At 45.9% G+C, this 23,618-nt stretch carries 23 protein-coding genes, 1 tRNA gene and 1 pseudogene; 6 read left to right on the top strand and 19 right to left on the bottom strand.

What is annotated here, in order from left to right; translation table 11 throughout:
• Positions 1-3: 3 nt before the first annotated feature.
• Genes KNQ02_RS04740 through mnhG form a run of 5 tightly spaced genes read left to right on the top strand, consistent with a single transcriptional unit; the run spans position 4 to position 2,947 of the window.
• Positions 4-345: a Na(+)/H(+) antiporter subunit C gene (locus KNQ02_RS04740; RefSeq protein ID WP_088837240.1), complete on the top strand. Its 342-nt coding sequence runs from the start codon at positions 4-6 to the stop codon at positions 343-345.
• Positions 338-1,822, top strand: coding sequence for a Na+/H+ antiporter subunit D (locus KNQ02_RS04735; RefSeq protein ID WP_088837241.1), 1,485 nt, complete (start codon positions 338-340; stop codon positions 1,820-1,822). Before KNQ02_RS04740 ends, KNQ02_RS04735 begins: the two co-directional genes overlap by 8 nt.
• 3 nt (positions 1,823-1,825) lie before the next feature.
• Positions 1,826-2,302, top strand: coding sequence for a Na+/H+ antiporter subunit E (locus KNQ02_RS04730; RefSeq protein ID WP_088837242.1), 477 nt, complete (start codon positions 1,826-1,828; stop codon positions 2,300-2,302).
• Positions 2,303-2,310: 8 nt separating this feature from the next.
• Positions 2,311-2,586, top strand: a complete 276-nt coding sequence (locus KNQ02_RS04725) for a Na(+)/H(+) antiporter subunit F1 (RefSeq protein ID WP_369834785.1) — start codon at positions 2,311-2,313, stop codon at positions 2,584-2,586.
• Positions 2,570-2,947, top strand: a complete 378-nt coding sequence (gene mnhG, locus KNQ02_RS04720) for a monovalent cation/H(+) antiporter subunit G (protein WP_088837244.1) — start codon at positions 2,570-2,572, stop codon at positions 2,945-2,947. The genes KNQ02_RS04725 and mnhG overlap by 17 nt, the downstream gene beginning before the upstream one ends.
• 85 nt (positions 2,948-3,032) lie before the next feature.
• On the opposite strand, the gene KNQ02_RS04715 is transcribed toward mnhG, so the two are convergent.
• The 15 genes from KNQ02_RS04715 to KNQ02_RS04645 all read right to left on the bottom strand — a co-directional run bounded on the left by KNQ02_RS04715 (position 3,033) and on the right by KNQ02_RS04645 (position 17,512).
• A complete protein-coding gene (locus KNQ02_RS04715; RefSeq protein ID WP_214807382.1) occupies positions 3,033-3,479 on the bottom strand; it encodes an Rrf2 family transcriptional regulator in 447 nt (148 codons plus the stop codon).
• Between the two features lie 257 nt (positions 3,480-3,736).
• The gene (locus KNQ02_RS04710; protein ID WP_371816400.1) at positions 3,737-4,639 is read right to left on the bottom strand and encodes a glycerophosphodiester phosphodiesterase; all 903 of its coding nucleotides are present in this window, start codon (positions 4,637-4,639) and stop codon (positions 3,737-3,739) included.
• Between the two features lie 190 nt (positions 4,640-4,829).
• Positions 4,830-6,089: a 2-oxoglutarate dehydrogenase complex dihydrolipoyllysine-residue succinyltransferase gene (odhB, locus tag KNQ02_RS04705; protein ID WP_088837247.1), complete on the bottom strand. Its 1,260-nt coding sequence runs from the start codon at positions 6,087-6,089 to the stop codon at positions 4,830-4,832.
• A gap of 50 nt (positions 6,090-6,139) precedes the next feature.
• Entirely contained in the window at positions 6,140-9,001 is a 2,862-nt protein-coding gene (locus tag KNQ02_RS04700) for a 2-oxoglutarate dehydrogenase E1 component (protein ID WP_214771156.1), read from the bottom strand.
• Between the two features lie 348 nt (positions 9,002-9,349).
• Entirely contained in the window at positions 9,350-10,078 is a 729-nt protein-coding gene (locus KNQ02_RS04695; protein ID WP_029330448.1) for an amino acid ABC transporter ATP-binding protein, read from the bottom strand.
• Complete coding sequence (locus KNQ02_RS04690; protein WP_088837249.1) at positions 10,075-10,719, bottom strand: amino acid ABC transporter permease; 645 nt, start codon at positions 10,717-10,719, stop codon at positions 10,075-10,077. The genes KNQ02_RS04695 and KNQ02_RS04690 overlap by 4 nt, the downstream gene beginning before the upstream one ends.
• A 39-nt stretch (positions 10,720-10,758) precedes the next feature.
• Positions 10,759-11,526: a transporter substrate-binding domain-containing protein gene (locus KNQ02_RS04685; protein ID WP_029330452.1), complete on the bottom strand. Its 768-nt coding sequence runs from the start codon at positions 11,524-11,526 to the stop codon at positions 10,759-10,761.
• A gap of 325 nt (positions 11,527-11,851) precedes the next feature.
• Positions 11,852-11,935: transfer RNA gene (locus KNQ02_RS04680), tRNA-Leu, on the bottom strand.
• Positions 11,936-12,013: 78 nt separating this feature from the next.
• Entirely contained in the window at positions 12,014-12,943 is a 930-nt protein-coding gene (locus KNQ02_RS04675) for an alpha/beta hydrolase (protein ID WP_214807380.1), read from the bottom strand.
• A gap of 20 nt (positions 12,944-12,963) precedes the next feature.
• Entirely contained in the window at positions 12,964-13,305 is a 342-nt protein-coding gene (locus KNQ02_RS04670; protein ID WP_088837252.1) for a hypothetical protein, read from the bottom strand.
• A gap of 11 nt (positions 13,306-13,316) precedes the next feature.
• Positions 13,317-14,333 carry a S66 family peptidase gene (locus tag KNQ02_RS04665; RefSeq protein WP_214807378.1) on the bottom strand — a complete coding sequence of 339 codons (1,017 nt, stop codon included), beginning with the start codon at positions 14,331-14,333 and terminating at the stop codon, positions 13,317-13,319.
• Between the two features lie 23 nt (positions 14,334-14,356).
• The gene (locus tag KNQ02_RS04660) at positions 14,357-14,713 is read right to left on the bottom strand and encodes a thioredoxin family protein (RefSeq protein WP_088837254.1); all 357 of its coding nucleotides are present in this window, start codon (positions 14,711-14,713) and stop codon (positions 14,357-14,359) included.
• Positions 14,714-14,877: 164 nt separating this feature from the next.
• Positions 14,878-15,243: a DUF779 domain-containing protein gene (locus KNQ02_RS04655; RefSeq protein ID WP_214807376.1), complete on the bottom strand. Its 366-nt coding sequence runs from the start codon at positions 15,241-15,243 to the stop codon at positions 14,878-14,880.
• Between the two features lie 21 nt (positions 15,244-15,264).
• Positions 15,265-16,785 (bottom strand): aldehyde dehydrogenase, encoded by a 1,521-nt coding sequence (adh, locus tag KNQ02_RS04650; RefSeq protein ID WP_214807374.1) that lies wholly within the window; start codon positions 16,783-16,785, stop codon positions 15,265-15,267.
• Positions 16,786-16,987: 202 nt separating this feature from the next.
• Complete coding sequence (locus KNQ02_RS04645) at positions 16,988-17,512, bottom strand: TraR/DksA C4-type zinc finger protein (protein WP_029330472.1); 525 nt, start codon at positions 17,510-17,512, stop codon at positions 16,988-16,990.
• A 420-nt stretch (positions 17,513-17,932) separates the two neighbouring features.
• Here KNQ02_RS04645 and KNQ02_RS04640 point away from each other — a divergent pair.
• A pseudogene (locus KNQ02_RS04640) lies at positions 17,933-19,293 on the top strand (transposase).
• Between the two features lie 229 nt (positions 19,294-19,522).
• Here KNQ02_RS04640 and KNQ02_RS04635 read toward each other — a convergent pair.
• The 4 genes from KNQ02_RS04635 to KNQ02_RS04620 all read right to left on the bottom strand — a co-directional run bounded on the left by KNQ02_RS04635 (position 19,523) and on the right by KNQ02_RS04620 (position 23,571).
• Positions 19,523-20,320: a hypothetical protein gene (locus KNQ02_RS04635; protein ID WP_088837258.1), complete on the bottom strand. Its 798-nt coding sequence runs from the start codon at positions 20,318-20,320 to the stop codon at positions 19,523-19,525.
• A 211-nt stretch (positions 20,321-20,531) separates the two neighbouring features.
• The gene (locus tag KNQ02_RS04630; RefSeq protein ID WP_214804475.1) at positions 20,532-21,677 is read right to left on the bottom strand and encodes a mannitol-1-phosphate 5-dehydrogenase; all 1,146 of its coding nucleotides are present in this window, start codon (positions 21,675-21,677) and stop codon (positions 20,532-20,534) included.
• A 2-nt stretch (positions 21,678-21,679) separates the two neighbouring features.
• The gene (locus KNQ02_RS04625) at positions 21,680-22,117 is read right to left on the bottom strand and encodes a PTS mannitol transporter subunit IIA (RefSeq protein WP_088837260.1); all 438 of its coding nucleotides are present in this window, start codon (positions 22,115-22,117) and stop codon (positions 21,680-21,682) included.
• 20 nt (positions 22,118-22,137) lie between these two features.
• The gene (locus KNQ02_RS04620) at positions 22,138-23,571 is read right to left on the bottom strand and encodes a PTS mannitol transporter subunit IIBC (protein ID WP_088837261.1); all 1,434 of its coding nucleotides are present in this window, start codon (positions 23,569-23,571) and stop codon (positions 22,138-22,140) included.
• Between the last annotated feature and the right edge of the window lie 47 nt (positions 23,572-23,618).

Below are 23,618 nucleotides of genomic sequence, written 5' to 3'. Positions count from 1 at the left end.
CAGATGGAGATTATCATGGCGATAGCTGCAGGCATCTTGACGATGTGTGCCGTCTATCTCATTCTTTCAAAAAGTATTTTACGCATCATCATCGGAACCGGCTTGCTCAGTCACGCTGCCCACTTAATCGTCATGACGATGGGTGGACTGAAGACTGGTGCTGCGCCCGTCCTTGAAGACGGAGTGACGAAATATACCGACCCACTCCCGCAAGCGCTTGTCTTGACCGCAATCGTCATTAGTTTCGGGGTAACAGCATTTTTCCTCGTTCTTGCCTACCGAGCGTATCAAGAGCTTGGGACCGATAATATCGAGGAAATGAAAGGAACCGATACGAATGATTAATTTACCGCTATTACCGATTTTAATTCCACTGCTGACTGGTGTCTTGTTGATGTTTTTCACGAAACGTCTGTGGATGCAACGTATCGTGTCCTTCTTGTCGACGCTGTTGACGATTGGTGTCTCGCTTTACCTCGTCTCTCAAGTCAAGGCAAACGGGATTTTGACGGTCACACTCGGCAGTTGGCCGGCACCGTTCGGCATCACACTCGTTTCAGATATGTTATCCGCATTACTCGTTTTGACGACGAGCGTGCTCGTTTTCTTCGTCATTTGGTATTCGATGACGTATCTGTCGGAGCAACATCAACGTTTTTATTACTACATCGCCGTTCAGTTTTTGCTCGTCGGTGTCAATGGCGCCTTTACGACCGGTGATATTTTTAACATGTTCGTCTTCTTTGAAGTCTTCTTGATTTCATCGTATGTCTTGATTGTGCTCGGTGGTAAACCGGCGCAGTTACGCGAGTCGTTGAAGTATCTTTTGGTCAATGTCATTTCATCTGCTTTGTTCGTCATGACGGTCGCTTTTTTATACGGCATCATCGGCACGCTCAATATGGCAGATATCTCGCAAAAGATTTCTGAAATCAATCAGCCCGGAATCTTGAGTGTCATCGCGATTTTATTTTTAGTCGTCTTCGGCTTAAAAGGAGCGATTTTCCCGCTTTATTTTTGGTTACCTGGCTCGTATCAAGTGCCACCGACACCCGTCCTCGCCTTGTTCGGTGCTCTCTTGACGAAAGTCGGTGTCTATGGCATCTTGCGGACGTATAGTTTGTTCTTTTCGAACGAAATCGGGATCATCCACTCGCTTCTTGGGGGATTGGCACTGGCGACAATCATCATCGGTGTCATCGGCGCCCTCGCGACAAAAGATGCGAAACAAATCTTAATCTACAACATCATCGTTGCCGTCGGCGTCATTCTTTACGGCGTTTCCGTCATGACTCGTCAGTCGCTCGAAGGAGCCGTCTTCTACCTGTTACATGATATGTTAATCAAAGCAGCTCTCTTCTTGCTCGTCGGTATCATGGTCGGAATTGCGGGCTCGAGCCGTCTTAAAAGCATGGGTGGGATGATTAAGGCTTATCCGTTGCTTGGCTGGACGTATTTCATCGCTGCCTTGTCCTTGGCTGGTATCCCGCCGTTCAGCGGGTTCATCGGTAAACTACTGATCGTCCGTGGCGGGATTGAAGCCGGTGACCTCGTCGGACCGTTCATCGTCCTTGCGTCAAGTTTGCTTGTCCTCTATTCCGTCATGCAAATCTTCATTCGCGGATTTTGGGGTACACCGAAGACGTATACGGGTTCACGACGTCATCTCGTCAAACAATTGCTCGCTCCATCAATTCTTTTAGTAATGATTACCGTCGCGTATGGGGTCGGGGCAGAAGCCGTTCGTCCATTCATCACCCAAGCCGTTGATCCGCTCGTCGATCCATCACTTTATATTCAAGCTGTACTGAAGGAGGGCTAATCGATGCCATTTCAATTAATGCTCAATGCTTTTTTAGCCATCTTATGGATGTTTCTATCGAACTCCTTCACGACTTCGTCATTCATCGTCGGTTATCTACTCGGGTTGATTGCGATGTTCGCGATGCGTCGTGGTTTCAGTAGCCGGTTTTATCTCGGTCCGGTCATCGCTCTAGTTCGCCTCTCGATTCGGTTTCTTTATGAATTGGTCGTTGCGAATATCGAAGTTCTGGCCGTCATCTTAAAACCGCGACTCGATATTCAGCCCGGTATCTTTGCGTACGAGACGACGTTAAAGAAAAACTGGGAGATTACGTTACTTTCTATGTTGATTACGTTGACACCCGGAACACTCGTCGTCGATATCTCAGATGATAATAAAACACTGTATATCCACGCGCTTCATATGCCAGAAGCGGATGAAGCTGTCGCTGCCATCCGGAATAGTTTTGAAAAAGCGATTCTGGAGGTGAGTCGATAATGTTTGAAATGCTGATCTATATCGCACTCGGAGGCGTTTTCATTTCCATGCTCGGTTTGTTTTACCGCGTCATCAAAGGACCCTCGATTGCTGATCGCGTCATCGCACTTGATTCAATCGGCATCAGTTTAATCTCCATCGTCGGTTTAGTATCCGTTCTCTTACGGACAAGTGACTATTTAGAAGTCATCTTGTTAATCGGTATTTTAGCTTTCATCGGGACTGTCGCCTTCTCGAAATTCATTGAGAAAGGAGAGATCATCGAACGTGATCGCAATAAATGAAATCTTCGTAGTCGCCTTTGCTTTAATTGGAGCCTTTTTCAGCATCGTCGCGGCTCTCGGGCTGATTCGTCTACCCGATATCTATACACGCGCACACGCAGCCTCTAAGAGCGCCACACTCGGCGTCATGAGTATTTTGATCAGCGTCATCATTTTCTTCGTGACAGAAGAAGGACTCTTTTCATCACGAACATTTTTAGGTATCCTGTTCGTTCTGACGACAGCACCAATCGGAAGTCATTTAATCGCCCGTGCTGCCTACTACAGTGATGTTCCCTTATGGAAAGGATCCGTTCAAGACGACCTCTCGAAAAACAAAGAACATGTCATGCCGAAAAAACGCATCAACCGAGATAACTAATTCTTGTTAATTCAACGCAAAAAGGACATCATCCTCCGATTTTTTACGGGAGATGATGTCCTTTTTCGTGAACGTCGTCACGTGTTTACGATTGAACGGATGTCGTTTCTGATGCAAATAAAAAGGTTAACTCCTCTTTATTTTCAACGAGTTCTGCTAGTGAGTGTTGTTCGAGTTCTTTAAGAAACGCACGTAAAGCGCGTCCAAGAATCCCTTTTAAATGACAATTCGGCTCAATGATGCATCGGCCTTCTTTAGAAAAACATTCAACGATTTCCATCGGTTCCATCTCACGTACGACTTGTCCGATATTGATATTTGCCGGATCCCTTATCAATCGTAATCCACCTGTCCGTCCACGCGTCGATTCAACGTACCCGAGTTTCGTCAACTGTTGCGTGACTTTCATCAAATGATTCGCTGAAATTCCATAATGGCTCGCGATCATCGGCATCGGCGTAACTTTATCTCGATGAACACCGAGATAAATCAGGACCCGTAATCCATAATCCGTATATTGTGTGATGCGCATCCAACCCGTCCTTTCGCTCAAGCGTCTTAAAAAGTTTTAATTCATCCGAGTTCTCTATGCCTAGCGTACCATTTTTTAGATAGAATCTGAAAATCAAATGTCCGATTTAAATTTTTTTCATCCTCACGCGTTTCGGCGAATTAACAGTTTTTCATACAAGCATACGTAAGCACATCGCTCTTGGATCGTTTTTTTATGAACAATAAAAAAATCAGCTATCTCCTTCCATAACGGGAGACAACTGATTTTTCTGGTATTCATTTATTTCTTTTATTCAGGGCGTGCAACACTTCATTAAATCGATCGGCATAGTTTGTGAAGACTCCGGTTACACCGAAGTCAAGCATCCGCTCCATGTCGACTTTTTCGTTGACTGTATAGGGGTGGAGCAATAACCCACACTCGCGGATCATCGCTGTATTTTCCCGCGTCAATCCTTTAAAGGACGGTCCGAGTCCGACTGCGTACGTCTGTAGCTCGTCGAGTGCCTCAGGCGTTATCGCTTTGACCGTCGCCGCGTCCATCAATTGAACGAGCGGAAGACGTGCATCCAGCTGCTTGACTTTCAACAAACTTTCTTGACTGAATGATTGAATCATAACTTGCCCCGGTTTGACGTGATCACTTGATAGACCATGACGTTGTAACGTTTTCAATAATTTTTCTTCCATTCCCGGGTAGACTTCAGGAGATTTTATTTCAATATAATAGTTCGCATGTTTGCCATACGTATCAAAAATCTCATCGAGAGTCGGAACTTGAAGTCCCTTATATTCGTCCTTCGCATATTCAGGGTTCGCTGTATTGAACCAGCTTCCTGCATCAAGTCGCTTGATTTCTGCTAACGTCTTATCTTTGACGGCACCTGTTCCGTTTGTCGTCCGGTCGACCGTCTCATCGTGCATCGCAATCAGCTTACCATCCTTCGTCATCTGTAAATCGATTTCGATGTAGTCGGCTTTCAACTTTTTATGACTCAGTTGGTACGCCGTCATCGTATGTTCAGGTGCGTATCCAGAAGCACCGCGGTGGGCGATGTTGACGACTCGATTCTGATCGAGTAACCCGTGTTTCTGTTGATGTGCCGAAGCATCGATGCTCCCGAAATTTGTTGCAACGATTGCTCCTGTAAGTACGGTAACGCCAATCTGTTTCATCATGTTGGATTTCCCCCTTAAAAGTAACTTACAGACTGAATCTTACGCTATGACTGTGAAGGAAACATGTAGTTCGGATGAAGAAGCTTTTAGAAACGATGACAAATACGCAACTACTGATGTCATCCTTTTCCCAAGCAAACAAAAAGGCGTCCTCCCTATTTAAAGGAGAACGCCGCACATGTAACGTTGATTACGCTTCAAAAATCAATGATTCTGGATCTTCAAGTAAATCTTTGATGTGTTTCAAGAACGTCACGGCTTCTTTTCCGTCCACGATCCGGTGATCGTATGAAAGTGCGACATACATCATCGGGCGGTTGGCCATCCGTTCTGCATCGATTGCGACAGGGCGCAAGTTAATCGCATGCATTCCGAGAATCGCAACTTGAGGACCATTCAAAATTGGTGTCGACATCAATGAACCGAATGTCCCACCATTCGTGATCGTAAACGTCCCACCCGTTAAGTCAGACAGCCCTAATTTGTTATCGCGTGCCTTAACAGCCAGACTGATGATATCTTTTTCAATCTCACCAAAATTCTTTTTATCCGCGTCACGAACGACCGGCACGACGAGTCCGTCTGGAGCAGACACGGCAATGCCGATATCATAGAATTTCTTAAGGACGATTTCGTCGCCTTGGATTTCAGCATTCAAGTACGGCATTTTTTTCAGTGCTGCGACGGCTGCTTTCGTAAAGAAGGACATGAAACCAAGTTTGACATCGTTGTCTTTAACGAATTTTTCTTGGCGTCGTTTCCGTAATGCCATCACGGCCGACATATCGATTTCGTTGAATGTCGTCAACATCGCTGCCGTCTGTTGCACTTCGACGAGACGGTTGGCAATCGTCTTACGACGACGTGACATTTTAATCCGTTCTTCCGGTTTACCTGGAGCTGCTTGTGCTGGTGCTTTCGGTGCCGGTGTTGCTTGTTTTTCCTTCACAGATGCTTGCTCACGTGGTGAAACTTCGAACGTCGCGACATCTTGAACACGAATCCGACCGAGTGGGTCTTGCGTCGCCACTTGTGCGAGATCAATTCCTTTTTCCCGTGCCAATTTCCGAGCCGCCGGAGAAGCGATCGGACGATCAGCCGCTGACGTTTTTTCAGTTGCTGCGACTGCGACCGGTTGTTCTTTTTCAGGTTGCTTGGCTTCTTCTTGTTTCGGTTCTGCTTTTGGCGCTTCTGCTTGTTTCGGCGCTTCCGCTTCTCCACCAACCGTGATGACGGCGATTGTTTCCCCGACACGCACTGTATCCCCTTCTGCTGCCATCACTTCTGATAATGTTCCCGCTTCGTCTGACGGTACTTCGATGTTTACTTTGTCCGTTTCCAGCTCAACGATTGCTTCCCCTTTTTCTACGTGATCGCCCGGTTGTTTCAACCATGAAGCGACCGTCCCCTCTGTAATTGATTCGGCAAGTTCTGGTACTTTGATTTCCATCGTTTTTGTCCCCCTATGACTATGGTTCAATCTCTGCTAAATCGCTTTCGTTACGCGTTCGTATTCGATGTTTGTTGTTCGTTCTCCGTCCGTGCTGCTGTCCGAGTCAACGCATCATGAATGATACGCGCTTGTTCGACTTTGTGACCGGTCGGATCTCCTTCAGCTGTACTCGACCGGCGTCTGCGACCGATGTAACGCACTTGGGTGATCCCGTTTGGTGCGACGGACTCAAGACGTGGTTCGATATAAGACCACGCGCCCATGTTTTTCGGTTCTTCTTGGACCCATACGACTTCTGTCACATTCGGATAACGCGCGACTAACTCTTTCAACTGTTTCGCCGGGAACGGATAGATTTCCTCGACGCGGACGATATGCAGCCAGTCATATGACTCGTCCGACTTCGCGAGTGCATCCGCTAAATCAATCGCAACTTTACCCGTTGCGAACACAAGACGTTCGACGCGTTCCGGTGATTGACCTAACCCCTCTTGTTCGACGATTCGCTTGAACGAACCCGACGTCAATTCCGACAAGTCAGATGTCGCAAGCGGATGACGAAGTAAACTTTTCGGCGTCATCACGACGAGCGGACGGACTTCGTCTTTGCCGAGAATGGCGGCTTGGCGACGCAACAAGTGGAAGTACTGCGCTGCGCTCGTGACGTTTGCGACGGTCCAGTTCTTTTCACCGGACAATGTCAGGAAACGTTCCAAGCGACCACTTGAGTGTTCTGGACCTTGCCCTTCGTACCCGTGTGGCAAGAGCATGACAAGACCTGATGTTTGACCCCACTTCGCGCGACTTGCGGCGATGAATTGGTCAAAGATGACTTGCCCTGAGTTTGCAAAGTCACCGTATTGTGCTTCCCACAAGACAAGTGTCTCTGGCGCAAAGACGTTATATCCATATTCAAACCCGAGTACGCCAGCTTCCGATAACGGACTGTTATAGACGGCAAATGATGCTTGCGCTGATTCTAACTCATGCATCGGTGAGAACGATTTCCCTGTTTTCACGTCATTCAAGTTAATGTTACGTTGTGCAAACGTTCCCCGCTCCGAATCTTGACCGCTGAGACGGATTGGTGTGCCATCTGACAGGATTGAAGCAAAGGCAAGCGTTTCGGCATGTCCCCAGTCAATTCCCTTGTGCGTCGTTAAAGCATCCGTTCGCCGTTTTAAGACTTTTTCAAGCTTATGGAAGACCGTGAACCCACTCGGCCATGCGAGTAGCTGGTCATTGTAATGAATCAATTTATCCTTCTCGACCCCCGTCTCAATCGACGGAACCCCTTTGAATACGACATCCGGCATGATGCCCCCGTATTCTTTTTCGACGTTTGGTACTTTTTCGCGCGCCGCTTTCATCACATCACTAATCTCAGCTTCGATCGTTTTGACTTCCTCTTGCGATACTTCCCCGCGTTCGACAAGATCTTTTGCATAGAGGACACGCGCTGTGTCATGGTTATGGATCAACTCATACAGGACCGGGTTCGTATTCATCGGCTCATCCATCTCATTGTGACCAAACCGGCGATATCCGATCAAATCAATCAAGACATCCTTGTTGAACTTCGCACGGTATTCGCTTGCTAAGAGCGCGACTGCTAAACAGCTTTCCGGCTGATCCGCATTGACGTGGAAGATCGGAATCTCATAACCTTTCGCTAAGTCACTCGAATAACGTGTCGACCGTGAATCGGTTGGCTCTGTCGTGAAGCCAATCGTATTGTTGGCGATGATATGAATCGTACCGCCCGTGTTGTACCCCTTCAAGTTCGTCATGTTCAAGGTCTCTGCGACAATTCCTTGACCAGGAAAGGCAGCATCACCATGAATTAAAATCGCGGCTGCTTTATTTTGACTTTGCGTCGGCATCCCCTTGCTGGAGCGATCGTCTTGCGCCGCCCGCGTGAACCCTTCGACGACAGGATCGACGAACTCGAGGTGTGACGGGTTGTTCGCAAGTGTCACGCGGACGTTCGTCGATTGTTGTTCCATTTTGCGATTGAGCCCGAGGTGATACTTAACATCGCCTGTCCAACCATACGTAATTCCGATTGATCCTTCTGACGGGACAAGGTCATGATTTGGCGCGTGCTGGAACTCTGCGAAAATCATTTCGTACGGTTTCCCGAGCACGTGAGCGAGCACGTTCAAGCGTCCACGGTGAGCCATCCCGATATTGATCGTTTCTGAACCGTTCGCAATCAAGTGACCGATAATCGTATCAAGCAATGGAACCATCGCGTCGAGTCCTTCGATTGAAAAACGTTTTTGTCCGACATATGTTTTATGAAGAAACTTCTCGAACAACTCCGTTTCAGCTAGTCGTTTGAAAAGTTGTTTCTTTTGGTCATTCGTCAGTTTCGCCGTCAATGCGCCTTGTTCGACTTTTTGACGTAACCATTTCTTTTCGTCTAAATCATCAACGTGTTGGAGTTCGACTGCCGCCGCTCCCGTGTATTGCGCTTTTAAGTGCTCGATTGCTTCGAATGCGTCCGAAAGACCTGCAGGTGGATCTGGACAAACGAGTGAGACCGGCATCGTCCGTAAATCTGCCTCCGTTAATCCGAACTGCTCTAATTCAAGCAATTCGTTCTCACGCGGATGATCTTTCAACGGATAAATATCTGCCGCAAGGTGACCCTTCGCCCGAATACGTTCTGCGAGACGATGCGCGGCTAAATATTTTTCGAAATCCCCTGTTTCTACGTGCACTGGTGTGACAGTTTCTGTGACCGGAGCACCGTGTGTTTCAAAATAAGCACGCGTCTCTTCGTCAATCGAAGAAGCATCTTCTAAAAATCGTTCGTACATCTCGATGATGTACCCAAGGTTCGGTCCATAAAATGCTTGTTTCTCCTGTTCCCGGCTTGCCATGTACGGTTCCCCCCGTTTCATTCATTTCACCCTTTGAGCTGCTCAACACAGCCCGTTCCCAACTCTCTACCTGTTAGCGCTTTCAAATATAGTGGCATAAAAAATCGACAGTGGCACTTCCTCTATGAATTAAGATGGATGACCACGACTGAAGGCGTTTATACCAAAGTGTTTGCCTTAGTTATTATCTTACTACTTCTTAAGCCCCAGTGCGTTTCGAATTCCCAATTTCTCTGTGCTAAATGTATAAGTTTTTCTTATGATGTCAGCATCAGTGATTTATGATACAAACATTTCTTTCACGGTAGTGTCATTTCTGCACACGAAAAGAAACGCCCATGCCTATCTTTCAGGCACCGGCGTCCTCGTTTACAACACTTTACTTAAAAACGATTGGGTCCGTTCATGTTGCGGAGAATCAAACAGTTCACTCGGAACATTTTCTTCGACGATATAGCCGCCGTCCATAAAGAGTACGCGATCTCCGACCTCACGGGCGAAGCCCATTTCATGTGTCACGACAATCATTGTCATCCCTTCGATCGCCAATTGTTTCATGACTTCAAGGACATCCCCGACCATCTCCGGATCAAGTGCCGATGTCGGTTCGTCGAACAACATGATTTTCGGATTCATCGCGAGTGCACGGGCAATCGCGACCCGTTGTTTTTGTCCGCCTGAAAGTTCTCCAGGATAGTTGTCCGCTTTTTCGCGGAGCCCTACCTTATCAAGTAGTGCAAGCGCACGTTCCTTTGCTTGTCCCTTTTCCGTTTTACGGACTTTAATCGGTGCGAGCATAACATTATCTAAAACCGTCTTATGCGGAAAGAGATTAAAGTGTTGAAAGACCATCCCGACTTCCTCTCGAACTTTATTGATGTCGACTTTCGGGTCCGTAATATTGTGCTTATCGATGATGACTGTCCCACCTGTAATGTCTTCCAGACGATTCAGACAACGAAGAAATGTACTTTTCCCAGAACCAGATGGACCAATGACGCAAACTACTTCTTTCTCTTCTACTTCAACGGAGATATCCTTTAGGACTTCATTTTTTCCGAATGACTTTTTTAAGTTATCTACTTGAATGATACTCATCGTAGCGTAAACCTCCGTTCCAAGAATTTCGCTAACATCGACAGCAGATAGATGATGACGAAATACATTAAGCCGACGACGGACCAGACGATGAACGGTTCAAACGTCGTCGCTTGTTGGACTTGTCCTTGTTGCGTCAAATCGGCGATGCCGATAATCGAGAGCAACGAAGTATCCTTTAAACTAATGATCGATTGGTTCGTAATGGTCGGCAACATTCTCCGAAAAGCTTGCGGTAAAATGATTTGGACCATCGTTTGACGGCCCGTCATCCCGAGCGATCGTGCGGCTTCGGTTTGACCTTTGTCAATCGACTGGATGCCGGCCCGGATGATTTCTGCAAAATAGGCCCCTGCATTGATCGCGACCGTCAAAATCCCCGCGTACATCCGGTCCATCGATAACCATTCGAGTGAGTTCAAACCAAAATAAATGAAGAACAGTTGAACGATGAACGGTGTCCCACGGATCACATCGATATAAACGATCGCGATCCCATTTAAAAGTTTTAATGGAGACAAGCGCATCAAGGCAACGATGAGACCAATCAAGAATCCTGCGATGACGGCGATGATAAAGATATATAAGGTAACTTGTAACCCATCTAAGAAAAACGGAAATGCAGCTTTTGCTACTTCCATCAGCAGCTCAACTCCCTCATCATTCACTCAATCGGGTGATTATTTTAAATAACGATCAACGATTTTGTCGTACTCGCCACTGTCTTTTAAATTCGCTAAACCTGTATTGATTTTTTTCATCAAGTCTTCGTTTTCCCCTTTAAGGACGGCAATCCCGTAATTATCACCATTTAAACGATCTCCCACGAGTTTCAGACCAAGATTTTGTTGTTTGTTGGCATACGAGATGACTGGATAGTCTTCAATCAAGGCTGCTGCATTCCCATTTTTGACTTCCTGGAACATCGCTGGACTATCATTGAATTGTGTAACTTTAATGCCTAGCTTATCCGCGTTATCCGTTGCATACTTTGCCCCCGTCGTCCCTTTTTTAACTGCCACGCGTTCCCCTTTTAAATCATCAACCGACTTGATGTCATCATTGTTGTCTTTGACGACAAGAATCAGTCCGGCTTCAAAGTACGGGTCAGAGAAGGTAACGACTTTTTCACGTTCCGGTGTGATACTCATCCCGGCAATCGCGATGTCGAGTTGATCCGCCTGCAGAGCAGGAATGATTCCGCTAAAGTCCATCGCTTCAAATTCAATCTTGAAGTTTTGGTCGTCTGCAATCGCTTGAATCAAATCGATATCGATTCCTTTGTACGTATCCCCGTCCTTGTACTCGAATGGTGGATAGGTGACGTCGATCCCGACTTTGTACGTTTTGTCCTCTGACGATGAATCATCATTTGAACCGATGCTACACGCACTTAATACGAACAGACATCCCATCAATAAAAATAAGATAGAAAAACGTTTATTCATCCTTTTTACCCCCTTCTTTTGAAGGCACGGCCCTCTATTAGGATATTTTCCTTAATAATGGTCCCTTTGAAACATGTTTTGGTAAAAAAACTGAATTATCTGAAAGAAAACTAAAAAAGTCGCGATTTTCGATCTAATCGCTTTCTAGTGGAAAGCAAACAGGAGCGACCCTGCAGCTTCGCTGTAGCGGCGCGATGTTTGCCACAGGAAGACGCTTAGGAAGGAAAGAGAGAACAAAAAAAAGATGGAAAATCACATGCAAGTGACCTTCCATCTAGTTTGTCTACAGTCTGTGACCTACTAACAGGTCTTCAACTTATGGAAATGCCGCCGAGAGGACTTGAACCTCCACAGTGTTGCCACCACTAGATTCTGAGTCTAGCGCGTCTACCGATTCCGCCACGACGACATGACTTATATGATTGTAGAATACGAAATGGACTGATTTTTGTCAATCCATTCCTTCCACTTCATACACTTTCATTTGTCATGCTGACAATACGCGCCGAACAAACGCCTCGACGACTTCATCGTATCGATCGGGTGCTTCAAAATAAGCCATTGCATGTGCCGCATTCGGAATGACGACGAGTTCCTTCTTCGTTTGGCAAGCATCATACAGTTCATAGACCATCGATGTCGGAACGAACGTATCTGCATCCCCATGAATGAATAAGATCGGTACCGCCGCCTTTTTGACTTGTTTTAATGCGGAAGCTTCACTGAAGAAGTAACCAGCCTTTAATTTCGTCAATAAACTCGTCATCGCAAGGAACGGAAAGTGCGGCAAACGATACATCCGTTTCATCTGATAGGCGAGGACTGCGTTGACTGATGTATAAGCACAGTCGGAGATAATGCCTTTGACTTGAGCAGGTAATGTTTCTCCACTCGTCATCAAAACCGTCGCGCCCCCCATCGATACACCATGTAAAAAGATGGAAGAATCCGTACCAACACATCCGATTAAATAGTCGATCCAGCGCAGACAGTCTTGCCGGTCATGCCACCCGAAACCGATGTAATTTCCGTCACTTTTTCCGTGACCACGATTGTCCGGCATCAACACATGAAAACCCGCTTGATGATACAGATAGGCGAATCCTGCTAAGTCTGTTCCGACACCACCGTAACCATGTACGAGAATGACGACTCGATCGGACGGAACGAGTGGCGGTAAGTAATGTGCGCGAAGCGTCAATCCATCATGTGCTTGCGTCGCGACGAGTTCTAACGGTTGTTCCTTAATCCATGTCTGACCCGGTTGCATCAATCGGACCATCTCGTCACTTAAATCACGGTTGTTCGTCAAGAAAGGTTTCGGATTCGTTGCGATTGCCATTTCGTAAAAGTAATAGCTTGCTGCAAGCATCCCTGAACCAATCACGCCTAAACCAATTTTTGTACCTGTTCGCATCCGGTCCCCACTCCTCGTTGTTATAGTTCGATTTCTAGTTGAGCTGACGACTCTGGATGATCATCTTGTAATATGTGCTGGCGCAACCGTTGTTCATGCTGGGCCTTCCGGTAAGCGAATTCGCGAATGAGCTCTTGCCCCGCAAATCCTTCTTCAACGATTTGCGATAATAATTCGGTCTCCATCTCGACCATCTCGTCTGGATTGCGCATGACGAGGACTTGTCCGACTTGCGCAATCATTACTTCATCCGTCAGTCCGAGTGCATCATAAAAAGGTTCTGGTAACGTCATCCGGCGTGTTTCCGGATTGATGTAGATTCGCTTATATGCACCAAGCGATTGAAAATGTCGTGTCGCCATATGAAATCTCCTTAGTTGAATGTCATATCAAGCCGTGAATCTTTTCCTTGAAGCGTCACTGTTGCCGTCGCACCATTGACGAGTGTCAATTGGGGCGGCTGATGACCGATGTCGAAATCATAAAAAATCGGCAGTCCTGTCTCTGTTGCAATCATTTGGTAGACATCCAGTAATGCATAGTCTTCGATTGCCTGCCCTGCGCTTGTTCGACCAAACAAAATACCAGTTGCGTTATCAAACCAGCCGGTAAGATGCATCTGCATCAAGGAACGGTGAAGATCAGTCGCGCTGGCTTCACAGGCTTCGAAGTACCAAAGAATCGGTTCACCCTCGAGTTGTTGTTCTTGAAATGCACGGACATCGCCATAAGGCGTACCGATTAAATGACGGACGGTTTCGAGGCATCCTCCGAGAAGTCGACCCGTCACCTGAGTGATGGATGGATTCAGGGTTTTCCATTCCGTCGGTTGATCGAAATGGAACATAAAGCGCTCAGGGCGGACGTCGTGATTCCAGGCTGTTTGAAACCTTGTCGACATCCATTGGGTCACGGAACCATCACGCGGTGTTGCAAGCACGCGACGCCAAGCAGCTGTCGTCTCGTCCCATTCTTCACTTCTCAACTCAAGCACGTTCGGACCATGTGCTGTCGCAATCCCCGTTTTTACGGTAATTGCGAACAAGACCGTACTCGTATCTGAATATCCGAGTAACCATTTCACCGGCAGTTCATAAAAGTCTAGATACGGTAATACATCCAAGGCGCGTTCGCCACCAAACGGCGGCAGGATCGCATCGATATCTGGGTTTTGGAACATCTGCATCAATTCAGATGCCCGAACCGCTGCTGTTGTACTCTGTGCTTTCTTTTGTGTCCAAACCGTATCACCAATCATCGTCTCCATCTGCCGGTCCTCTAAACGTAACTTGGATTCTTCGAGTAAAGGATGGAGCGCATCAGGTAAGCCGGAAGATAATGCTGTTATACCAATTGTTTGCCCTGTCCAGCCGAAAAATGGATACCTCATCTTCTTCCTCCTTCAGTTAACGATTAATTTTCTAAATCGATGATTTCTGATTTTACAAATTCACCAATCTGCTCCACACGTCGACGGAATCGTTCGATTGGGACGATTCGTGCCTCGCGGTGCATCTCTTTTCCGTCTAAAAACAAAAGTAAGACAGGGGCGGTGAAAATGGATAACGCTCCTGCAATTTCGGGAACGTCCGATACATCGACACGCGCCGATCGAATTTCCGGGTGTTCCAACATGATGGGTTCGATTTGTGGGAACAAGGATTCACAGACGGAACAATTCGGGCTTGAGACGTATAAAAAACTAGCACCCTGAACCGAATACCAGGACTGCACGGCATCAATGGACGTCAATCGTGTAAACTCAACCATCAACAAGACCTCCTTTTAAAAAATGTTGCTTTTATTATACCGCTCTTCGCATAGAGAAACCAAATTTCGTGCTAGCGTTCCCCTCACACAGCAAATGAAAAAACACCTAAAACTGCCTCGGTGACATCTCTCACTCGAAGCAGTTTCAGATGTTTTAAAGGGGGTCATCTAGTGTCAGTCTGAAGTGTAGCGTACTCTTCATCCGTAAAGGCACGGGATCGGGTCAGAAAACGTTTCCCTTCGACCCCTTCAAGCGAAAATATGCCACCGCGCCCATCGACAACATCGATGAGGAGTTGCGTGTGTTTCCAATACGTATACTGATCTTCATGAATATAAAATGGACAGCCGCCAATTATCCCAATCAATAAATCGTGATCTGCGAGAAATAAATCCCCTTCCGCAAAGCACATCGGTGAACTGCCATCACAACACCCCCCGGATTGATGAAAGATGAGGGGTCCATGCTTTGCTCGTAACTTGTCAATCAACTCGAGCGTCGCCGCTGTAGCAAGGACACGTTCGACCATACGGACACTTCCTTTCTTCGCTTAGAAGAAACCGAGTTTGTTCGGGCTATAGCTGACGAGAAGGTTTTTCGTCCGCTGGTAATGATTGAGCATCATTTTATGATTTTCTCGACCAATCCCGGACATCTTGTAACCGCCGAATGCCGCATGGGCAGGGTACTGATGGTAACAATTCGTCCAGACACGTCCTGCTTCAATCGCCCGTCCGAAGCGATAGGCACGGTTCATGTCGCGCGTCCATACACCGGCACCGAGACCATATAACGTATCGTTCGCAATCTCAAGCGCTTCGTCATCCGTTTTGAACGTCGTGACGGACAGAACCGGTCCAAAAATTTCTTCTTGGAAAATCCGCATCTTGTTGTGCCCTTTAAAGATCGTCGGCTGGATGTAGAAACCGTCCGCAAGATCGCCGTCCATCTGATTGCGTTCTCCACCAATCAGGCATTCTGCGCCTTCTGATTTACCGATTTCTAGATAAGATAGAATTTTTTCCATTTGTTCATTCGATGCTTGTGCACCCATCATGACGTCGCCGTCAAGTGGATTTCCGAGTTTGATTGCTTTGACGCGTTCAAGTACCCGCTCCATGAACGGTTCATAAATCGACTCCTGAATCAACGCCCGCGATGGACAGGTACAGACTTCCCCTTGATTCAAGGCAAACATTAGTAACCCTTCGATTGCTTTATCGAAAAAGGCGTCATCGGCGTCCATAATATCTTCAAAGAAGATGTTCGGAGATTTTCCACCTAATTCAAGTGTAACGGGAATAATGTTTTGTGACGCATACTGCATGATTAAGCGACCTGTCGTCGTTTCACCCGTGAAGGCGATTTTCGCAATCCGTTTGCTCGACGCAAGTGGTTTCCCTGCCTCTAAACCAAACCCGTTGACGATATTTAAGACGCCTGCCGGGAGCAAGTCTTCAATCATTTCAGTCAAGAGTAAAATACTTGCCGGTGTCTGTTCTGCCGGTTTTAAGACGACACAGTTTCCGGCAGCTAATGCCGGTGCTAGTTTCCAGACGGCCATCAGAATCGGGAAGTTCCACGGAATGATTTGACCGACGACGCCGAGCGGCTCATGAAAATGATAGGCGACGGTATCGTTATCAAGTTCCCCGACAGATCCTTCTTGCGCCCGGATGACACCGGCGAAATAACGGAAATGATCAATCGCCAGTGGTAAATCTGCGTTTAACGTCTCGCGGACGGCTTTCCCGTTTTCTAGCGTCTCGGCGTAGGCTAAAAGTTCTAAATTTTCTTCCATCCGATTGGCGATTTTATTTAAGATGTTCGACCGTTCCGCGACCGATGTTTTTCCCCACGCCTCTTTGGCTGCGTGTGCGGCATCGAGTGCTAATTCGATATCTTCTTTTGTCGAACGCGCGACTTGGCATAATACCTTCCCGGTGACCGGTGTGATGTCATCAAAATATTCTCCATTGACGGGTGCCGTCCATTTCCCGTTGATGAAATTTTCATAACGATCTCTGTACTGTACTTTTGACCCTTGTGTGTTTGGAATCTCGTAAATCATGACTGTTTTCCTCCCTCAAATAAAATGGTCACCCGAGAAGTTTTTGTATGCGCTTTCATTTTGGTCCCCCGTAAAAAAACCCCTCATGTACATACTAACAAATAAGTATGAAAAGTCAAAATTTTCCGTTAACTTTTTTGATTGAAAAATGCAAGACAGGAAACGATTATCGCCCCCTGTCTTGCATCTCTTAATCAACCTCTTATGAACGCGTCGTGTCGATGCCATCTTCATTATCTGACGGCGAGTCTGAGTTTCCGAAGTCACTGACTTTACTAAAGCCATCCGTATCTCCATCAATATCTTTTCCCGTCGCTGTAACAGATGGATCGAGTACATCCTCTTCGACCGGTCGTTGTTGCTCATTCAAGCTATTTTTTTCAGCTTCTTCTTTCGCATCATCAATGCATAAGAGTGTTTCAGGAATGATATCGAGACGCTCTAGCTCGATTTCTTTTCCACATACCTTACAGATTCCGTACGTGCCTTCTTCGATTGCTTTTAGGGCAAGATCGACGTCAGATAACATGTCTGTTTCTAAATCCGTGATCGCTTGATCCCGTTCCCGTAAAAATAATTCGTCACCTGAATCTCCAGGATGATTATCATAACTTGAAAGTGCGCCTTCGTCGTAATCTGTTTCACGGTTCTCGATGTTCGATTCCGTTTTATCTTTTTCCTTAAGTAGACGTTCTTTGAATTCCTCGATTTGTTTCGCTGACAACATGTTCATCATCTCCAATTCTCTATTCTGCTCTAATTATGTTTTAGCCGAATCAGAGGTATCTTAAACGTTTAGTTGCCGTTTATCAAAATCAGGCGAGAATACTCCCACCTCTAAGCGTCTCAGGGCGAAGCCCAGCGCAGGTAGGAGATGAATCGCCTTCGAGCAAGACGTGTCTTGAGACACGTCACAGCGTGTAGACAAACTAGATGGAAGGTCACTTGAATGTGATCTCCCATCTTTTTTTGCTCTCTCTTTCCTCCCTAATCGTCTTCCTGTGGCAAACATCGCGCCGCTTCGCTTCGCTGCAGGGTCGCTCCTGTTTGCTTTCCACTAGGAAGCGATTAGATCGGAAATCGAGGCTTTTTTAGCTTTCTTTCATATTATAAAGTAAAAGAAATATACCACGAAGGAGGGTTTCCCATGATGGGAAAACGAAATCAACCCCATCGTTCTGAAAACATCACGGTCACACTCGAACAATTGGTTCCTGCGGACCACTTGGTTCGCAAGGTCGATCAGGTGATGGACTCTCAATTCATCTATCCATTGGTTGAAAAGTTGTACTGTGAAAATAACGGAAGACCTAGCGTGGATTCTGTTCTCTTAATCAAGATGGCTCTTCTTCAATATTTATTCGGTATTCCTTCTATGCGGAAGACGATCCAAGAAATCGAAACGAACGTCGCCTATCGTTGGTTCCTAGGACTTGGATTGGATGAAAAGGTTCCTCATTTTTCAACCTTCGGAAAAAACTATGTCCGACGCTTCCAAGACACGACGATTTTTGAAGATATCTTCTACAAAATTCTGACCCAAGGCGTCGATGCTGGATTCGTGGACCCAGTGGTCCTGTTTATCGATTCGACACACGTCAAAGCAAATGCGAATAAGCGGAAATATAAAAAGAAACATGTTCGTCGTGCAGCACGTTTTTATCAAGATGAACTGGAACAAGAAATCAATGATGATTGTGAGGCGCACGGAAAAAAAAAGCGTTTTACCCCCAAGAAGAAGGACGAGAATGATCGACGTTTGACGAAGGAGAGTACCACGGATCCTGAGTCAGGATATTACGTGAAGGGGAAGCGTGAAAAGCAATTCGCCTATTCCTTTCATACAGCATGTGACCGGAATGGTTTTGTCCTCGGGACAATTGTCACACCAGGTAATATTCACGATAGTATCATTTTTATTATGATGCGTATTACGATTGCTATCTCTGTGAAAATGATCAGCAGCTTGTCTATCGAACAACTACACGGGAATGAAGACGGGAGTACGTATCAGATCCAAAAATCTGTGAAACTTGTCCATTTCTAGAACGGTATACGAAAAGTCAGACGATGCAGAAAGTGATTCATCGGCATGTCTGGCAAGATGCAATCGACGAAGTCGAGCACCTTCGCCACACACCGGTTAATAGGCAGCTGTATGCCCGACGAAAAGAGACAATCGAACGTGTCTTTGCCGACGCGAAAGAAAAGCATGGCATGCGTTGGACTCGCTACCGCGGGTTAAAAAAAGTGACGATGCAGGCCATGCTCACTTTTGCTGCCCTGAACCTCAAAAAATTGGCCAATTGGTCATGGGATTCCAGTCGGAATCCTAATGGAGTGTCATATTTTTTACGCATACATAAGACAAACCTTCATTTCCACTTGGAAATGAAGGTTTGTCTTATGTATGCGACGTGTCTTGAGACACGTCAATTGCACGACATTCTTGGTTCAAAAACACTCAAAATCAGGAATAAAATCAATGTCATGTTCTTTAAAAACTGAAGATATAGGGTTGTGACAGGGAGTTCGTCTGTCACGTAAAATCTTCAACGTTCACCTTACGAATGACCGAAGTAGCGAAAACCAAGCAAAGTAGGCATCCGTGCAAAAGAAACTGACAAGATTAACTCTCAACCGTCGGAACGACGGGGTTAGCCTGATAAAGTTTCGACCGATAGGTCGGATCACTCAGGAACCTTCCACCTCTTAGCGTAGCGTAGGTGGAGGTAGTTCAAGAACATTTGTACGAACGAATCGACCCACGATAATCACAGATGACGGTCATGCATTCCTGCCCATCATGAAAACAAATTTGATGGCTTCTGCCATTCTTAGAAGTCGTGATATCATCAATCCATAGTCGTGATTCGTCTGCTGAAGATAACATCGCTACTTTTTCCCGAATCGAAAATAAGTCAAATGGCAATAAATTCAATGATTGAATCACGAGACCATATTTCCGGAACAACGGATCGAGTTGGTACTGCGATAAACTATATAAACTTTTTTCCGAACCACCGATCAACAATTGGATTGAATGCGAAGGTTCATGGCTATCGATCCGTTCCTTTTGAAGAATGATTCTTCCACGAACGCCAGACTCGTCGAAGATGCTTTGTACACGGTCTTGGGTAAACCGTAAACTTGACTCTTTAACATGAAGAACGAGATGCGCGAATTCCGCAAAGTCTGGTTTTCCGATTTCAAGGGATGGGATGTGTCTGACTTCTTCACGTTCAATGATTTCAATCAAATCACGCTCGATTTGCGGATCAACCGTCTTTTCTGCATAAACACGGACATCGACGACATATTGATCAATCACGGTATTGACTTCAAGTGTATACATCAATCCTGTATTTTTATCTTGTTCAATCATCAATCGATTTAAAATCAATTGATGCACTAAGTCGACAGGTGTGTAGGAAAGAAACTGACTCGTATAAATCAAATTTTTGAAACTACCCGATTTCCCATTCTTTGGTCGAGAACCATTGATCATATAGACGTTCACTTTATAATTCAGCATGTTTCCACCTTCTTATAGAAAAAATCGAAACAGACAGGTTCCGTTTCTATAGCGTACAATCTATTTGACGGAAATAATATTCGTTTTCGAATATTCCAAATCTCGTATACAAATTCTTGTTCACTTATGTTAAGAATAGACATCGTTAAAAAGAAATCGGGCGTGCATCACTGAGGACGCACGCCCGATTTCTTTACCCTTCCCTAACTACTTAAGCAAGCGAATTGATTGAATCATTGATTTGATTATATTGGCTGATGATTAATTGACCGAGACGCTCATTCGGCTGAAGGCCAAGATACGTCACTAAAGTCTCTTCGATCCCCTTTGTTTCGATAAATGTTTTCAATTCAACAGATTCCGAATCATTCGGGTCAGAATACGTTAACGCCGCTGCGATTCCGAGTGCTAGTCCATTCGCTTCGATGCCACGCTCCATCAATTCACGCGCTGGTTTGACAAGGCGATCATTCGGACTGAGTTTACGGATTGGCGAACGGGCAACACGAACGATTTCGTCATGAATCCGCGGATTTTCGAACCGTTGAATATTCTTTTGGATATAAGCACTATGCTCTTTCGCGTCAAACCCGTATTTTTCTAGTAACAACCATCCTGTTTCGTAAAGAGCCGTCTGGACCCCGCGTCGGACACGATGATCTTGCAGGCTTTGGGCAATCGTTTCATTTTCGAATAATGCACCTAGATACGATGTGAGTGCATGACCTGTATTGACAGTGAACAGCTTTCGTTCGATGAATGGTGTAATTTCCTCGACATATGTTACGCCTTCTAAAACTGGATAATCTGCCGGCAATCGTTTCGTTTCAATCACCCATTCAAAAAATGGTTCGACTTCAACGTACAACGGATCTTCATGACGCTGAAGCGGTACGATACGATCGACCGCTGCATTTGGAAAATAACTTGCAGCTTCAGTTAACGTCGTATGACGTGCCACTTCTGTTTGTAAGTGTGTCGATCCACCAATCATGTTTTCACAAGCGACGACATAAATGGGTTGATTTTTTGTTCGTTTTTCCAACCCTTTAGCAATCAGGGGTGCAATTTTCGAAAGCAGTGCTGGTCCGACAGCCGTCGTAACAATTTCTGCGTCTGCAATTGCTGCGATGACATCGTTTGCTTCCGTCATACTATTGAGTCCCGTAACACCAGTTACGGTCTCATTTGCCATTCCTTCAGCTGCATAGCCGACTTCATATGTGCCTCGAGACTTTAATTCGTCTACTACGGTCGTGTTGACGTCAACAAAACAAACTTCGTAGTTTGACTTCACAAGTTGTAATCCGATGAAGCCACGTCCAATATTACCTGCTCCAAAATGAACGGCTTTCATTTTTACACCTCCATCGATAACAGTTCGATGATTTCTTGCTTCGTTTTCGCTTGAATCAACTGCTCGACATTGTCTTCATCTGAGCAAATCACTGCGATATTTGATAAAATCTCCAAATGCTCATCACCAACACCAGCAATCCCAATGATTAATTTTGCTGGTTCAGTACCAAACGTTACACCGCCCGGGACTTGAAGAATCGATAATCCTGATTTTTCGACTTCACTTTTTGCTTCTTCCGTACCGTGTGGAATCGCAACATGATTTCCAATATATACACTCGACATTTCGTTTCGAGCTAACATCGAGTCCACATAGGCCGGGCGGACAAAACCGTGATCGACGAGGAGTTTCCCCGCCGCACGAATTGCCGCTTCTTCTGAATCGAATTGCTGATCGAGTAAAATCATATCTTCTGTTAGTTTCATTGCTGTTGCCATTGTAAATCCCCCTCTAATTTTTAAGAAATTTTATTGCGTGCCTTTTCAATTTCTTGAACGAGCTGATCGTAATATGCAGCATTCAAGAAGTTTTCGACCGAGCGATGTTCTGCATCTGGAACTTGTTCGACTGCACGTTCCGTCAAATCTTGGTGCGTAATGACGAACTCTGCGTCTGCTGGCAGGTTACTGATTGACGTGTTCGTCACCTTAATCGGCAAGCCAGCCTTGTTGATCTTATTCCGGAGAACGGAAGCTCCCATCGCACTCGAACCCATTCCAGCATCACACGCAAAGATAATGTGTTCGACTTCAGCGAGTGATTTTTTAGAATCTGCTGCGACAAGTGATGACGTGATTGAACTCTTACCTTTCATTGCACCGACATTCGCCGTTGCTTCTTCAAGTGACGTTTCCTTCGCTTTGCTCGTTTTGAGTAAGACAGCAGAAATTACGAACGTTACCGTTGCAGAGATGAGAACACCCGCAATCAAGCCGACATATGATCCACGTGCTGCCATCGCAAGAACAGCGATGATACTACCTGGTGAAGCTGGAGCGACAAGACCGACATCAAATATAACAAATGTCAAAATCCCACTCATTCCACCCGCGATCATACCGAGAAGAAGAACTGGCTTCATTAGTACGTACGGGAAGTAAATTTCATGAATCCCACCGATGAACTGGATGAATGCAGCACCTGGCGCTGTTTTTTTCGCTGCACCTGAACCAAAGACTGAGTATGCGAGTAATAATCCAAGCCCTGGACCCGGATTCGCTTCAAGTAAGAACAAAACGGATTTTCCTGCTTCACTGACTTGATCGAGACCAAGTGGACTTAAAATTCCGTGGTTAATGGCGTTATTTAAAAATAAGATTTTTGCGGGTTCGATGAAGAGACTCGCAAGTGGTAATAATTGTGCGCTGACGATTGCACCAACTGCCGCCGCCATGACATCATCCAACCCAGTCATGATCGGACCGAAGATTTCAAATCCTCCAATCATCAACAAACCACCGATGATGCCGACAGAGAAGTTGTTAACGAGCATTTCTAAACCTGGTTTCACTTTTCCTTCGATGAAATGATCAAATTTCTTGATGACGAATCCACCGAGAGGCCCCATGATCATTGCTCCAAGGAACATCGGAATTTCCGTCCCGACGATGACACCCATCGTTGCGAGCGCCCCGACGACACCCCCTCGAACGTCATGCATTAATTTACCACCAGTAAAACCAATTAAGAGCGGTAAGAGATACGTGATTGTCGGACCTACCAACTCCGCTAAACTTGCGTTTGGTGCCCAACCGGTTGGAATGAATAGTGCTGTAATGATTCCCCAAGCAATGAATGCACCGATATTCGGCATGACCATCCCACTTAAAAAACTCCCAAATCGTTGTACTTGTACCCGTAATCCACGGATTCCTTTAGTTGCAGTTGCCATCTCTATAGCCTCCATTTCATTAAATTCAGTTAGTCGTTCTTTGCTAC

The organism is Exiguobacterium sp. s102 (assembly GCF_018618635.1).
Classification (GTDB): domain Bacteria; phylum Bacillota; class Bacilli; order Exiguobacteriales; family Exiguobacteriaceae; genus Exiguobacterium_A; species Exiguobacterium_A oxidotolerans.
Note: the sequence above shows the minus strand (reverse complement) of the source record. Positions and strands in the feature narration are given on the sequence as shown.

Coding starts and splice junctions, on each gene's coding strand:
- KNQ02_RS04740 (WP_088837240.1), top strand. CDS start 4: ATGGAGATTATCATGGCGATAGCTGCAGGCATCTTGACGATGTGTGCC.
- KNQ02_RS04735 (WP_088837241.1), top strand. CDS start 338: ATGATTAATTTACCGCTATTACCGATTTTAATTCCACTGCTGACTGGT.
- KNQ02_RS04730 (WP_088837242.1), top strand. CDS start 1,826: ATGCCATTTCAATTAATGCTCAATGCTTTTTTAGCCATCTTATGGATG.
- KNQ02_RS04725 (WP_369834785.1), top strand. CDS start 2,311: ATGCTGATCTATATCGCACTCGGAGGCGTTTTCATTTCCATGCTCGGT.
- KNQ02_RS04715 (WP_214807382.1), bottom strand. CDS start 3,479: ATGCGCATCACACAATATACGGATTATGGATTACGGGTCCTGATTTAT.
- KNQ02_RS04710 (WP_371816400.1), bottom strand. CDS start 4,639: ATGATGAAACAGATTGGCGTTACCGTACTTACAGGAGCAATCGTTGCA.
- odhB (WP_088837247.1), bottom strand. CDS start 6,089: ATGGAAATCAAAGTACCAGAACTTGCCGAATCAATTACAGAGGGGACG.
- KNQ02_RS04700 (WP_214771156.1), bottom strand. CDS start 9,001: ATGAAACGGGGGGAACCGTACATGGCAAGCCGGGAACAGGAGAAACAA.
- KNQ02_RS04695 (WP_029330448.1), bottom strand. CDS start 10,078: ATGAGTATCATTCAAGTAGATAACTTAAAAAAGTCATTCGGAAAAAAT.
- KNQ02_RS04690 (WP_088837249.1), bottom strand. CDS start 10,719: ATGGAAGTAGCAAAAGCTGCATTTCCGTTTTTCTTAGATGGGTTACAA.
- KNQ02_RS04685 (WP_029330452.1), bottom strand. CDS start 11,526: ATGAATAAACGTTTTTCTATCTTATTTTTATTGATGGGATGTCTGTTC.
- KNQ02_RS04675 (WP_214807380.1), bottom strand. CDS start 12,943: ATGCGAACAGGTACAAAAATTGGTTTAGGCGTGATTGGTTCAGGGATG.
- KNQ02_RS04670 (WP_088837252.1), bottom strand. CDS start 13,305: ATGGCGACACGACATTTTCAATCGCTTGGTGCATATAAGCGAATCTAC.
- KNQ02_RS04665 (WP_214807378.1), bottom strand. CDS start 14,333: ATGAGGTATCCATTTTTCGGCTGGACAGGGCAAACAATTGGTATAACA.
- KNQ02_RS04660 (WP_088837254.1), bottom strand. CDS start 14,713: ATGGTTGAGTTTACACGATTGACGTCCATTGATGCCGTGCAGTCCTGG.
- KNQ02_RS04655 (WP_214807376.1), bottom strand. CDS start 15,243: ATGGTCGAACGTGTCCTTGCTACAGCGGCGACGCTCGAGTTGATTGAC.
- adh (WP_214807374.1), bottom strand. CDS start 16,785: ATGATTTACGAGATTCCAAACACACAAGGGTCAAAAGTACAGTACAGA.
- KNQ02_RS04645 (WP_029330472.1), bottom strand. CDS start 17,512: ATGTTGTCAGCGAAACAAATCGAGGAATTCAAAGAACGTCTACTTAAG.
- KNQ02_RS04635 (WP_088837258.1), bottom strand. CDS start 20,320: ATGCTGAATTATAAAGTGAACGTCTATATGATCAATGGTTCTCGACCA.
- KNQ02_RS04630 (WP_214804475.1), bottom strand. CDS start 21,677: ATGAAAGCCGTTCATTTTGGAGCAGGTAATATTGGACGTGGCTTCATC.
- KNQ02_RS04625 (WP_088837260.1), bottom strand. CDS start 22,117: ATGGCAACAGCAATGAAACTAACAGAAGATATGATTTTACTCGATCAG.
- KNQ02_RS04620 (WP_088837261.1), bottom strand. CDS start 23,571: ATGGCAACTGCAACTAAAGGAATCCGTGGATTACGGGTACAAGTACAA.